This window comes from Haloarcula montana (genome assembly GCF_035666295.1).
Lineage (GTDB): Archaea > Halobacteriota > Halobacteria > Halobacteriales > Haloarculaceae > Haloarcula > Haloarcula montana.
In genome coordinates this window covers 2,197,608-2,210,246 of sequence record NZ_CP142027.1, presented here as the reverse complement: position 1 = coordinate 2,210,246, position 12,639 = coordinate 2,197,608, and the positions used below count along the sequence as shown (strand labels likewise).

Genomic DNA, 12,639 nt, shown 5'->3' with positions numbered 1-12,639 from the left:
GCTGGCGCATCTATCGGCAGTGTCTCTGACCCTCCTCCACTACTCCGATATCGAGACGGCACTCGACGATCCCGAGCGATGCGCCCGCCTGGCCGGCGCGATCGACGAACGCCGCGGTGCCGACACCGTCGTCGTCGGTACCGGGGACAACACCGCGCCGGGGGCGCTCCCGCTTGCGACCGACGGCCGGATCGCACTGGAGTTCTTCGAGGCGGTCGAGCCCGACGTCGACACCTTCGGGAACCACGACTTCGATTTCGGCGTCGAGACGGCCCGCGAACTGGCCGGATCGGCACCACAGACCTGGCTCTGTGCGAACGCGACTCTCGACGGCGAGCGCTTCGCCGCCGCCGAGACAATCCCACACACGGTTGTCGAGACCGAACACTACCGCATCGGCGTCGTCGGGGTCGCTCATCCCGAGACCGACGAGATCAATCCCGCCGCCGACTCCGTCGACTTCCATGATCCGGTCCCCGCCGTCCGGGAGTCGGCCGCTACGCTCCGCGAGCGCGATGTGGACTTCGTCGTCGTCGCCTCCCACTGTGGCGAAGGGGACAGCCGCATCGCCCGCGAGACCGACGTGGACGCTGTGCTGGGCGGGCACGTCCACGACGTCCACGTCGAGACGGTCGCCGACACCGTCGTCGTGCGGCCGGGTCGTGCTGCACGGTACGTCGCCGTGGTCCAGTTGGGAACGGGTACCGACGTGACCGTCCACGAGATCGGTGACGACCACCGCCACGACGGGCTCGCGGCGACGCTCGCGGACCGACTCGCGACGACCGGTCTGGACGAGGTGGTCGCGACCGTCGCCGAACCGATCGAACTGACCGAGGAGGCCGTCACGGTCGCCGAAAGCCGGGCGGGGAACTTCGTCACCGACGCGCTCCGCTGGCGTGCCGGGGCCGACGTCGCTATCAGCCCGACCGGCGCGCTCAGGTCGGGCGACCCGCTCGCCGGGGCGGTGACCGTCGCGGACCTGATCGGACTCGCCCCGTACCGGGACGATCTGACGCTGGTCGAACTCTCCGGGGAACGGCTGCGTTCGGCGCTGGCGGCGGTCCCGGTCGGTGCACACAACGACGCGTTCCCGCGGCGGTTCTGCAGCCACCTCAGCGGCGCTCGTATCGTCTTCGACGACGAGGCCGACGAACTCCGGTCAGCGACCGTCGACGGCGAACCGGTCGACCCCGAGGCGACCTACACGCTCGCCGTCGCGGAGTACCTCGTCGAGACCGACCACGTCGTCGGCGTCTTCGGACCCGACGACGTCGTCGAGCGCTGTGGGGTCGCACACGACGCGATCGTCGAGTACGCCCGCGAGGGCGGGATCGATCCCGACATCGGCGACCGGATCGAACGGCCGACCCTCGACCGCTGAGAAGCGCCGTCGCTAGCTTCACTCCACATTCCGGGCCGTCGCGACAGTCTACGCGTCCCAGTACTCGGGTTCGTTGCCCTCGCGCCACTTGATCGAACAGCCACGGGAGGGCCGTTCGGAGGCGGTGATCTCCCCGCCGGCGAGCAGCGTCTCGACGTGGCCGGCCATCTCGCGCTCGGTCGGTTCGTCGTCGGGGTTCGTCGCGTCGTCCAGCCGGCCGTGGTAGGCCAGTCGAAAGGTGCCGTCGTCGGTGTCGAACAGGAACGGGTCGGGCGTACACCGGGCACCGTAGGCCGCCGCGACAGTCTGGTCCTCGTCGAAGAGGTACGCGTCGTAGTCGATCGTCCCGTCCTCGACCAGGTCCTGCATCCGCTCGAAGGAGTCCTCGGGGTACTGTTCTGGGTCGTTGGAGTTGATCCCCACGACCGCGAGGTCGTCGTACGCCGCGGCCAGGCGGTTGAGTTCGTCGAACTTCGCTTTCGCGTACGGGCAGTGGTTACAGGTGAACACGACCAGCAGCGCCTCGCGATCGGCGAAGTCGGCAAGCGACCGGGACTCGCCGTCCGTGTCGAGCAGTTCGAAGTCCGGTGCGGCGTCGCCGTGCTGGAGTACGTCCGAGTCGGAATCGAGTTCGACCATGGTGGGTCCGGCTACGGGCGTCGGTATCAAAAACCGCGTGGCTCCGGAGTCGCTGGGTTCCGGTACCACGCCGGGGTGGGGCCGACCAGAGCCACCGGCGGTCAGGCCGGCACCAGCCTGCCGAGTCCGGTCGACACGAACCCGACGATCAGCCGCGACTGTGAGTTCGGGACCGCGGGGTCGTCACTGGCCGGCCAGCAGTGAAACCCGTCGCCGTTCACCCCGCTCTCAGTCCCCGGTCTGGAGGTGCTTGACGACGGCGTCGTCGAATGCGCTCGCCGCCTGGTACACCTCGCTGTCGATGTCGACCGCGAACGTCGCCTCTTCGCCCTCCGGGTCGTCTTTTGTCAGGAGGCCGATGTCGACGATATCCTCCAGGGTCCCGTCGAGGTACAGCGTCTTCAACGGGACGCCGGCGGCGTCACTCAGTTCGGTCTTGGTGTACGCTTCCTCTGGGTCCAGTCGGAGCGCGGCGTCGATGACCGCTGCTGACTCGTCGTGGCGCGCAACGTGTGCCCACCCGGAATCGGTATCAGGGCGCTGGGTGCCCTTGTCGTACATCGTCGGTTTCGATGGACGCCACCGTAGTAAAGCCTCCGTCATCCTCGCGGCTGTGGGCGAGACGCCGTGCCTGACAGGCATTCACACGACGGAGCAAGGTTTTTGTCCGCCACCGCCCGCCGTCTCTGTATGAGTAGCCGCCGAGAGATTCTCGAACTCCTCCGGGAGAACGCCCGGTACACCACCGAAGACATCGCACACATGACCGGCCAGTCGGCCGACGAGATCGAGTCGGCCATCGAGGAACTAGAGGAGGCCGGCGTCATCCGTGGCTACCAGGCCGTCGTCGACTGGGAGGCGGTCGAGACCGAGGAGGAACGGGTCCGCGCGACCGTCGAACTCAACGTCACCCTCGACCGGGAGACCAGTTACGCCGACATCGCCGATCGGATCGCCAAGTTCCCCGAGGTGACCTCGCTGCGGCTGATCAGCGGCGACTACGACTTCGATCTGGAGGTCGAAGGCGACTCGATGCGTGAAGTATCACACTTCATCAGCAACAAGATCGCCCCCATCCCGGAAATCACCCAGACGGTCACCCACTACGTGATGGACTCCTACAAGGAGCGAGGGGTGCGCTTCGACGACCGGGACGACGACGATCGACTCTCGGTCTCGCCATGACCTTCGAGCCGTCCGCCCGCGTCGAGTCGGTGCCGCCGTCGGGAATCCGGCGGTTCTTCGAGTTGGCCGAGGAGATGGACGACATCATCTCGCTGGGGGTCGGTGAACCCGACTTCTCGGCGCCCTGGGCGGCCCGTGAGGCGGCGATCGCCTCGCTCGAACAGGGGAAAACGTCCTACACGGCAAACCGCGGCAAGCGTGAACTCCGCGAGCGGATCGCCGACTACGAGGCGGCCGAACACGCGCTCACCTACGACTCCGACGAGGAGATCCTGGTGACCGCCGGTGCCAGCGAAGGGATCGATCTGGCGTTCCGAGCGTTGCTGGACCCGGGAGACGCCGTCGCGGTCGCACAACCCTGTTACGTCTCCTACGTCCCGGGAGTGACCTTCGCCGGCGGCGAGGTCATCGATGTCCCGACACGCGTCGAAGACGAATTCAAACTCACTCGCGAGGTGCTCGAAGCCTCGGGTGCGGCCGACGCGGAGGCGCTCATCTACTGCTACCCGAACAACCCCACCGGGGCGACGATGACCGGCGACGAACTGCGGGAGGTCGCGGCGTTCTGTCGCGAACACGACCTACTGGTCTTCGCCGACGAGATCTACGCCGATCTCACCTACGAACACGACCACACCTCCATCGCGACGCTGCCGGGGATGCGCGAGCGGACGGTCGTGTTCAACGGCTTCTCGAAAGCGTTCGCGATGACCGGCTTCCGACTGGGGTACGCGATGGCGCCGCCCGAGGCGATCACGGCGATGAACCGCATCCACCAGTACACGATGCTGTCGGCGCCGACGACGGCACAACACGCAGCGATCGAGGCCCTGGACAACTGCCGGGCGGAGGTCACCGAGATGGCCACGCAGTACAACCGCCGCCGGAAGTTCATCCTCTCACGGTTCGCGGAGATGGAGCTGGACTGTTTCCCTGCGGCGGGCGCGTTCTACGCGTTCCCCGAGTGTCCGTGGGACGACGCCGAGGCGTTCGCCGAGGCGCTGCTCGAAGCCCAGGGTGTCGCGGTCGTCCCGGGTACTGCCTTCGGCGCTGGTGCCGAGGGCCACCTGCGGGTGTCGTACGCGACCGGCATGGCGGACCTGAAGACGGCGATGGACCGGATCGAAGCGTTCCTCGACTGAGCGCGGCGCGTGGCCCAGCCACAGGTTGCCGCTACCCTTCTAATTATCAGTAATAAAATTCGACCCGAAAGCTTCAGTACAGATGGTACTGTAGCGTTGCTACATCATGTCAGGGAGTGTCGGCCTCCGGGACGACCAGCCAGTCGTGGCACAGACCGGTGCCGGAAAGTTTTTTCACCTCCACGAAGGGATGAATTACAATGGCAATTGAGGACACAGATGGGGCAGTCGACAACATGGGGGATGTCGACAGTCGGGATGCTGCCGTGGGTGAGTACACGTGGGACGATTTCAGACAGGAATACCACGGCGGCGGACGCTTCGACCGAAGCGAGTATCTCGGATTCGAGCCGCGGTATCTCGAACAGTTGATCGAGGACGGGGGCGCCGTCGCGAAGACGATCAGGGAACCGCTAGACGCCTCCCTCGATCCCGACGTGACGCCGGTCGCGAAAGACCGGTACAGTTGGGAACATTTCAAGCGCGAATACCACTACAAGGGCGGCGAACCGCCGGCGAACACGGCCAACGCGGAGCCGTTCGACGGCGAACAGTATCTCGGATTCGCCCCCGACGACACCGAGGACCGTGTCGATGAGGCCGGGCGTATCGGGACGGCCCTGGCCGACTACGTCGACGAACACACCGTCGACGTCAACGAAGAACTGGACGAGGACGAGTTCTTCTCGACTCGGGAGGGGTATACGACCGTCGTCAACCGATACGATCTGGAAAAGTCCGTCCCGGAGAACAAGAAGTCACACTTCCGCGAGATCGAGCGCTACTGGGTGAACAAACCCTACGCGTGTGTTATCATCTTCCACTCCCGGAAGGAAAACGAGAAGAAGTACTACGTCGTCGAACCACATCTCAACCCGATCGAAAACGACCTCAAGGAGTTCCTCTCGCGGAAGCTCAAGACAGCGATCAAATACTCCGAGGACGACGTCATCGTCCAGGGATCGACCGAGGACCGGGCACAGGTCATCCAGCGCGAAGCGGAGGATCTGCTCTCCCGGTACGACCTCTACGACGGCACTGTCTCCAGTGGGACCGGTGAAGGCGGTGGGATGTTCGACCAGTTCAAGGCGATGCTCGGGATGGGTCCCGACACCGAGCAGACCAGCGGTCAACTCACCGGGCTGTCGACGCGTCCGGAGCCGAAGATCCTCGAAGACGACCCGGCGACACTCAACGAGTACCAGGTCGAGAAACTGCTGTACGAACTCAAGCGGAACTTCGTGGGCTACGCACGCATCGACCCGATCAAACACGACATCAACGTCGAGGACATCTCCTGTGACGGCTACAACTCGCGTGTGTTCGCCTACCACACCGACTACGAGCAGATCATCTCCAACGTCGAACACGGCGAGCAGGAACTGGACGACTTCGTCGTCAAACTCGCCCAGCGGTCGGGGAAGGGTATCTCGAAACGCCAGCCCCAGGTCGACGCGACCCTCCCGGACGGCTCACGTGCTCAGTTGACCCTGGGACGGGAGGTCTCGGACCACGGGACCAACTACACCATCCGTCAGTTCAAGGACGTCCCGTTCACGCCGATCGATCTGATCAACTGGAACACGTTCAGTCTGGACGAGATGGCGTTCCTCTGGCTCTGTATCGAGAACCACAAGTCGCTCATCTTCGCCGGGGGTACTGCCTCGGGGAAGACGACGAGCCTGAACGCCGTCTCGCTGTTCATCCCCTCGAACTCCAAGATCGTCTCTATCGAGGACACCCGCGAGGTCGAACTCCCCCAGCGCAACTGGGTCGCAAGCGTCACCCGACCGTCGTTCGGCCAGGACGACACCGGCGACGTCGACGAGTTCGACCTGCTGGAGGCCGCGCTCCGCCAACGGCCCGACTACATCGTCATGGGTGAGATCCGTGGTGAAGAGGGTCGAACCCTCTTCCAGGTCATGTCGACTGGTCACACCACCTACACCACCTTCCACGCAGACTCAGTCGGCGAGGTCATCAAGCGGTTCACGACCGAACCGATCAACGTCTCGAAGACGCTGTTTACGGCGCTGGATCTGGTCTCGATCCAGACCCAGACCCGTGTCGACGGCAACAAGGTCCGACGGAACAAGTCCCTGACCGAGATCAACGAGTACTCCGCGGAGAACGACGAGATCAACGTCCGGGACGTCTACGAGTGGCGCGCCGAGACCGACGAGTACATCCAGATGGGCAACTCCAACACCCTCGAAGAGGTCAAGTTCGATCGCGGGTGGACCCAGGAGAAACTCGACGAGGAACTGTTCAAGCGCAAGGTCGTCCTGGCGTATCTCATCGAGCAGGGACTGAACACCTACACGGAGGTCGCTGCGACCATCCAAGCGTTCATCAACGATCCGGATACGATCCTCACGCTCATCGCGAACGGGCAACTCGAACTCTCGCTTGAGGACCTCCGGGAGATGGAGTCGGTGCAGATCGATATCGATCCGGAGAAAGAGGAGATGGTTCCGCGACCGGAGGCGCCCGAGGAGATGCTCGAAGAGAGCAAGAACATCCTCGACAACGCACAGCCGCTGTTCGATCAGTTCATGAGCCGCGAGACGCCCGATATCGTTTCGGCGCTGATGGACGGCGACACCCTCCAGGAGGAAGAAGAGGAAGAGGAAGACGAGGTCGACTTCGGCCAGTTCGTTCCCAAAGCTGGCGCGGAGGCTGACGACGGATGAGTCTCGATACCCGGGGGCAACAACAGCTAAGTGACAGCGGGACGCTGGGGGACACCTTCTACCCGGCCTACCAGATGCTGTTCGACGAGGATAGTGACTTCGTCGGCAGCGTCGAGAAGAAACTCTCCCAGGCCCGGATGGCGGACAACGTCGAGATGTTCCTCGCCCGGGCACTCGCCGTCGGTATCATCTCCGGTATCGCGTTGTGGCTGCTCGGGACCTTTCTGGGCGTCGTCCTAGTCGAGTTCTTCTCGCTGACCGGCGAGGAACTGGAACTGCTCGGGATCGCCGTCTCCGACTCGGTGGCGGGAGTCATCAACATGCTGAAGATCCCGCTGTTGATCCTGATTACGGGGTTGGTGTTCGGAGCGATCGGGTTCGCCATCGGCTTTGGATCGCTCGTCTCGATCCCGTATTTCAGGGCCAACGCCCGCGAGCGTGAGATCAACGTTCTGCTGTCCGATGCCGTCTCTTTTATGTACGCGCTCTCCGTGGGCGGACTGAACCAACTGGAGATCCTCCAGGCGATGGCACAGGCCGACGACACGTACGGTGAAGTCGCCCTCGAGTTCCAATCGCTCGTCCTGGAGACCGAATACTTCGACACCGACTACCGGACGGCCGTCCGGAACCAGGCCCTAGAGACCCCGTCCGACGAACTCTCACAGTTCCTCACCGACATGCTCTCGATCATCAACTCCGGTGGGGACATGACCTCGTTCCTCGAAGACCAGAAGGAGAAACACATGCGGACCGCCCGCCAGGAACAGGAGAAGATGCTGGAGACCTTAGAGCTGTTCGGCGAGATGTACATGACCCTTTCGCTGTTCCCGCTCTTGCTCATCATCATCCTCGTCATCATGTCGATGATGGGTAACGCCCAGCAGATGCTCATCTACGGGACAGTGTACGTCCTGATCCCGTTGGTCGGCGTCGGCTTCCTCGTCCTCACGTCGACGGTCACCCAGGACTCGATCGGTGACGGCTACCTGCGGCCCAACTCCGGCGAGGAGGACATCGTCGTCGACGAGGGTGTCGGCGTGTTCAACCTCGGCCTCGTCGAGCGGTACACCGGTGAGTTCAGCGTCTTCGATCGGATCAAGAGCCGGGAAGGAACCTACGAACTGGTCGGTATCCTCGCGGAGCCACACTACTTCTTCCGTGACCACCCGCTGTTGGTGCTCGGGCTGACGATCCCGGTCTCGATCGTCGCGGTGGTCGCCGCCGTCCTCCTCGGGTTCGCCCCGCTTCAACTGGAGGGTCCCGGCGGGTTCATCCAGAACCCGGTCCGATCGACGTTCTTCTGGGTGTACATGCCGATGTACATCAACTTCCTTCCGTTGACGATCTTCTACGAATGGAACCAACGTTCGCGAAACGCCATCGTCAACAATCTCTCGGAGAACCTGCGGAAACTCGCCTCGGCAAACGATACGGGGATGACGCTCCTGGAATCGATCAAGGTCGTCTCCGAAACCTCCTCGGGCAAGCTCTCCGAGGAGTTCGAGACGATCCACGCGAAAGTCAACTACGGAACCAGTCTGAAACAGTCACTCAGGGAGTTCAACAACAAGTACCACGTCCCACGGCTGGCCCGGACAGTGAAACTGATCGCAGAGGCACAGGAAGCCTCCAGTCAGATTCAGGACGTCCTGTCAACGGCCGCACAGGCCTCCGAGAACCAGGACGACATCGATCGGGACCGAAAGTCCCGAACGCGGATGCAAGTTGTCATTATCCTTATGACCTATCTCACGCTGCTTGGGGTGATGGCCCTGCTGAAGACGCAGTTCCTCGATGTGATGTCGGGGCTGGCGACGCAGGCATCCGGATCGAGCAGCTCAGGCGCCGGTGGCGGGCAGTTCGGCGGGAACGTCGATACGGAGGCACTGTCAATGCTGTTCTTCCACGCGGTGACGCTCCAGGCGATCCTGTCGTCGTTCATCGCCGGATATATACGTGAGGTGAAAATAGCAGCAGGTGTCAAGTTCGCGGTCGTCCTGCAGACGATCGCACTCGCGGTGTGGATCGCGGTGGGATGATATCTGTTCGGGTGGTTGTATGAACGATAGGGGACAAACGCCACAGGACTTCGCTGTCGGAACGAGCATCTTGCTCCTCACGATCATCGGGACCTTCGTGTTCATTCAGGGCGGTGGGCTCTCAGTGTACGAAGACCCCGTGACAGCGATCGAACAGCCACAGGCCGACAGGGTCGCGTCGTACATCGTCGAGAACTACAGCGTCAGTGACAATCGGAATACGCTCCGCTACGACGAGCCGGGCGGGATCGACAGACTCCCGTCGGACCTCGGGGACCTCTCTTCACACGCGGGGGTCAACGTCTCGTCGGACAGACGGACGGATCCGACACTCAGCGTGAGCATCGTAAACAACTCGACGTTACGGTCCGGAGAGCTCCGTCCGCACACCGGGGCAACTGATCTCGCATGGGGGGCAGAGTACGACAACCAGACCGCCTCGATTGCGACGCGGGTTATCAGCCTCAACAACGACACCAATAACGTCTGTGACCCGATCTGTTGGTTGGTGGTACGCGCATGGTGAGCGGCCCCCGCGGCCAGGCGTACACGCTCGAAGGCGTCTTGGCGGCGATCCTCGTGATCTCCGCGACGGTGTTCGGGATCACCTCCATCGACACGCGTGCGTGGGAAGACGGAACCAGAGAGGAAACCCGTCGACTCGAAGCCCGGGCCGACGACCTATTGACTGTCAGCAAGAACACGGGCGCACTGGAAAACGCCGTGCTCTGCTACAATTCGGGCCGATCGCGCATCAACGGCAACAATTCGAGCAACCCGGCGGAGTTCGAGGAGATGCTCAACCTGACCTTCGACTCCCGGGGGAACCAGTACAACATCTACTTCAACTACCTCAACGAGACCGGTGAGGAACGCGTCACGGAACTCGTCTCCGAGAACACGCCCGCGAGTGCGAACCGCCCGTCGACAGGCGCCGCTACCGTGACACGGACCGTCGCGATAACCGACGACATGCGGGTCCGCACGAACAATGCGTCGGAATCGAACGCCTGCGGGAACGAGGGACCGAGCGTGGAATCGATATCGAGTTTCTACATCCCCGATGCCGACGACAGGACACAACTGTACAATCTGGTGGAGGTGCGACTGATCGTATGGTGAGCGCTGCCGACACTCGGGGCCAACTGTTGCTCGTCGGCGGGATCGCGATCGCCATCGTGTTCCTGCTGTCGATCATCCTCACCAACAGCCTCGTCGTGACATCCTACACGGCGACCCCCGAGAGCGCCGACCGGATCGAAGAAGTCGAGGACCGCGAGACGGCCGTCCAGCAAGACCTCACGACTATCGCTACGGCAGTCCGCAGCAACACGACGTTCTCGAACTACAACTCCTCGCTCAACGCATCGCTGCGGAACTACACGCGGTATCGAACGCGGGTCAGCGGCTCACAGTCGGGTGTCTATATTAACGCGACGTTGAACAGGACGGCGTCGGAAGGGAACTTCACGAGCCAAACTGGTTCGAGTCCAACAAATTTCAAATCACCGGGTGGAAACGATAACGACTGGACTCTAGCCGATGGTGCAGATCGGGTGCTACTGTTCAACGTCACACTGTCTAATATTCCTAGTGCAGGAGTGCCGTTCAGTATCCGAGTAACTGGTGCAACCGGAAGTACTTGGACACTCGAAGCCTCTCGATCACCTCCTGGCAACGACATTCAGGTCGATACTAGTGTCACGAGTGATGTTTGCCCCTCTGGGACGAGCGATCCGGAATTGAACCTGACTGCGGGAACCTGCGAGGGCGGTGGCGACAATGAGACGTTCACGTCGTTTGTTGATACACTGAACGAACCCTACACTATCGAATTTAGGAATGCGCAAAAAGTCAATGGCGGTAAATATTGGCTAGCCTCTACCGGTGAATTCCCGAGTAGTTACTACGACCCAAGCGATTACTCCACATTCCCTATAGTCCCTGCCGTCGATCTCACCTACACCGGCCCACAGACCGGCTACAACCGCACCATCATGCTGGAGAACAGCACATGATTGGGTCGTTGTTCGCTGACACGCGCGGTGTCTCGCCGGCGGTCACACAGGCGTTGACCATCGGCATCTCGACGATCCTGATCACCGGTCTGCTGATCGCCGGTGGCTCGCTGATCGAGGGACAGACCGAAAACGTCGCCCGCGAGGGCCTGATCGACATCGGTTCGGGTGTCGCAACCGATCTGGTCCGACTCGACCAGTTCAACACGTCGACGCTGAACTCCGACATCGAGTTCCGGTCACGCTATCCCGAGCGAGTCGCCGGCGAGCAGTACCGAATCTCGCTCGTTCCGACGAGCAGCCAGACCAGAATCTACGTCAACTCGACCGTGGAAGATTACTCGACGGTCGTTCGGTTCGAGAACCAGAGCCGTATCTGTTCGGGGACCGCCGACGGCGGCGCGGTCACGGTCCGGTTCAACACGTCGAGTAGCGCACAGTGCATGGAGATCAGAGACTGATGATATCGAGATACGCTCCCGATGGGACCGGTCGCGCAGTGTCGGATCTAGTCGCGTTCACACTCGTCTTTAGCATCATCATCAGCTCGATCGGCTTTCTCACAGTCGGCGGGTTCACGGCGCTCGAAGGCGTCAGAGACGGCGCCGAAACGAACACTGCGGAAGCGACGATGGTCGGCTACGCGGAGACGCTGTCCGACCACAGAAACGAGCGTGCGCCACGGCGTGAGACGACGATCAAACTCCAGGGCCATTCACTCGCCCGGCAGCCGTCATCCTTCGTCGTCAACGTATCGGCCGTCCCAGGAAACGAGACACTCTCGACAGGGGCATTCGTCAGGACGACCAGTAGCGACACGGAGTTAGTGTACACAAGCGGTGCGGTGTTCCGTGTCGAAGACAACGGTGGCGTCCGGATCGTTCGCGCGCCACCGTTCCGTTGTGATGCCAACGGCGCTCATCTGTCGTTCGTACAGGTGACCGGCGATCTCAACCAGTCCTCCTCCGGTCGGGTGACACTCCGGAGTCAACTCCAGGACCGATCGCTGTACTTCCCGAATCAGACGTCCGCATCCGCTGCGACAGACAACGGGACTGTCAGCGTCAACGTCAGCGGGACTGAGTACACGGACGCATGGAAACGGACGTTCGAGCGCGATCTCGGCTGGACCGCTGTCACTGGAACCGATGAGACGTACAAATGTTCGGGAATCGAACAGGCCGTCGTCGAGAACACGTCGATCGATATCCAAGCGATCTCCTGATCGCCACACGGGACATGGTTAGAGCCGGGCACGGATTTCGATGACCCAGTCGACTTATAACTGCAGTCGCTTCGTATCGAGTAAGCGACGGTCGGTCCAATACGATCCATCAGTCGATCGGTGATGCTTCTACTCCAGCCGTCAATTCGCTGCTTCGAGCGACGACGCCCAGAACGAAGTTCTTGCTCGCGGTGGATCATCCCCGACACCGGTAGCGGAGCACATCTGTCGAACGCTGTATGGGAAAGAGCGGGGCTGTGCTTGCTATCGGTGTCCGACTCAGTATGCTATTCGACGAATAGCAGTCCAAA

General features: G+C 62.1%; 12 protein-coding genes. 10 read left to right on the top strand and 2 right to left on the bottom strand.

What is annotated here, in order from left to right:
- The first annotated feature begins 19 nt into the window (after positions 1-19).
- A complete protein-coding gene (locus VJ109_RS11575; RefSeq protein WP_324756862.1) occupies positions 20-1,384 on the top strand; it encodes a bifunctional metallophosphatase/5'-nucleotidase in 1,365 nt (454 codons plus the stop codon).
- A gap of 48 nt (positions 1,385-1,432) precedes the next feature.
- Here VJ109_RS11575 and VJ109_RS11570 read toward each other — a convergent pair whose 3' ends face one another.
- Together VJ109_RS11570 and VJ109_RS11565 are read right to left on the bottom strand one after the other, a co-directional pair.
- On the bottom strand, positions 1,433-2,023 hold the full coding sequence (locus tag VJ109_RS11570; protein ID WP_324756860.1) for a thioredoxin family protein: 591 nt from the start codon (positions 2,021-2,023) through the stop codon (positions 1,433-1,435).
- Positions 2,024-2,251: 228 nt separating this feature from the next.
- The gene (locus VJ109_RS11565) at positions 2,252-2,584 is read right to left on the bottom strand and encodes a hypothetical protein (RefSeq protein ID WP_324756859.1); all 333 of its coding nucleotides are present in this window, start codon (positions 2,582-2,584) and stop codon (positions 2,252-2,254) included.
- A gap of 129 nt (positions 2,585-2,713) precedes the next feature.
- Between VJ109_RS11565 and VJ109_RS11560 the strand changes: the two genes are divergently transcribed.
- The 9 genes from VJ109_RS11560 to VJ109_RS11520 all read left to right on the top strand — a co-directional run bounded on the left by VJ109_RS11560 (position 2,714) and on the right by VJ109_RS11520 (position 12,328).
- Positions 2,714-3,208 (top strand): Lrp/AsnC family transcriptional regulator, encoded by a 495-nt coding sequence (locus VJ109_RS11560; RefSeq protein WP_324756858.1) that lies wholly within the window; start codon positions 2,714-2,716, stop codon positions 3,206-3,208.
- Positions 3,205-4,350: a pyridoxal phosphate-dependent aminotransferase gene (locus VJ109_RS11555; RefSeq protein WP_324756856.1), complete on the top strand. Its 1,146-nt coding sequence runs from the start codon at positions 3,205-3,207 to the stop codon at positions 4,348-4,350. Before VJ109_RS11560 ends, VJ109_RS11555 begins: the two co-directional genes overlap by 4 nt.
- A 200-nt stretch (positions 4,351-4,550) precedes the next feature.
- Positions 4,551-7,043: a type II/IV secretion system ATPase subunit gene (locus VJ109_RS11550; protein ID WP_324756854.1), complete on the top strand. Its 2,493-nt coding sequence runs from the start codon at positions 4,551-4,553 to the stop codon at positions 7,041-7,043.
- Positions 7,040-9,085: a type II secretion system F family protein gene (locus VJ109_RS11545; protein WP_324756853.1), complete on the top strand. Its 2,046-nt coding sequence runs from the start codon at positions 7,040-7,042 to the stop codon at positions 9,083-9,085. The genes VJ109_RS11550 and VJ109_RS11545 overlap by 4 nt, the downstream gene beginning before the upstream one ends.
- A gap of 19 nt (positions 9,086-9,104) precedes the next feature.
- A complete protein-coding gene (locus VJ109_RS11540) occupies positions 9,105-9,611 on the top strand; it encodes a DUF7287 family protein (protein WP_324756852.1) in 507 nt (168 codons plus the stop codon).
- Positions 9,605-10,207 carry a DUF7288 family protein gene (locus tag VJ109_RS11535; RefSeq protein WP_324756851.1) on the top strand — a complete coding sequence of 201 codons (603 nt, stop codon included), beginning with the start codon at positions 9,605-9,607 and terminating at the stop codon, positions 10,205-10,207. The genes VJ109_RS11540 and VJ109_RS11535 overlap by 7 nt, the downstream gene beginning before the upstream one ends.
- Before the next feature lie 26 nt (positions 10,208-10,233).
- Entirely contained in the window at positions 10,234-11,103 is an 870-nt protein-coding gene (locus VJ109_RS11530; protein ID WP_324756849.1) for a hypothetical protein, read from the top strand.
- Positions 11,100-11,564: a DUF7266 family protein gene (locus tag VJ109_RS11525; RefSeq protein ID WP_324756847.1), complete on the top strand. Its 465-nt coding sequence runs from the start codon at positions 11,100-11,102 to the stop codon at positions 11,562-11,564. Before VJ109_RS11530 ends, VJ109_RS11525 begins: the two co-directional genes overlap by 4 nt.
- Positions 11,564-12,328, top strand: a complete 765-nt coding sequence (locus tag VJ109_RS11520) for a DUF7289 family protein (protein WP_324756846.1) — start codon at positions 11,564-11,566, stop codon at positions 12,326-12,328. The genes VJ109_RS11525 and VJ109_RS11520 overlap by 1 nt, the downstream gene beginning before the upstream one ends.
- The last annotated feature ends 311 nt before the right edge of the window (positions 12,329-12,639 follow it).

Bases quoted from the DNA above. Each gene is read 5' to 3' on its own strand.
- VJ109_RS11555 (WP_324756856.1), top strand. From the start codon at position 3,205: ATGACCTTCGAGCCGTCCGCCCGCGTCGAGTCGGTGCCGCCGTCGGGA.
- VJ109_RS11570 (WP_324756860.1), bottom strand. From the start codon at position 2,023: ATGGTCGAACTCGATTCCGACTCGGACGTACTCCAGCACGGCGACGCC.
- VJ109_RS11525 (WP_324756847.1), top strand. From the start codon at position 11,100: ATGATTGGGTCGTTGTTCGCTGACACGCGCGGTGTCTCGCCGGCGGTC.
- VJ109_RS11520 (WP_324756846.1), top strand. From the start codon at position 11,564: ATGATATCGAGATACGCTCCCGATGGGACCGGTCGCGCAGTGTCGGAT.
- VJ109_RS11550 (WP_324756854.1), top strand. From the start codon at position 4,551: ATGGCAATTGAGGACACAGATGGGGCAGTCGACAACATGGGGGATGTC.
- VJ109_RS11545 (WP_324756853.1), top strand. From the start codon at position 7,040: ATGAGTCTCGATACCCGGGGGCAACAACAGCTAAGTGACAGCGGGACG.
- VJ109_RS11565 (WP_324756859.1), bottom strand. From the start codon at position 2,584: ATGTACGACAAGGGCACCCAGCGCCCTGATACCGATTCCGGGTGGGCA.
- VJ109_RS11540 (WP_324756852.1), top strand. From the start codon at position 9,105: ATGAACGATAGGGGACAAACGCCACAGGACTTCGCTGTCGGAACGAGC.
- VJ109_RS11535 (WP_324756851.1), top strand. From the start codon at position 9,605: ATGGTGAGCGGCCCCCGCGGCCAGGCGTACACGCTCGAAGGCGTCTTG.
- VJ109_RS11560 (WP_324756858.1), top strand. From the start codon at position 2,714: ATGAGTAGCCGCCGAGAGATTCTCGAACTCCTCCGGGAGAACGCCCGG.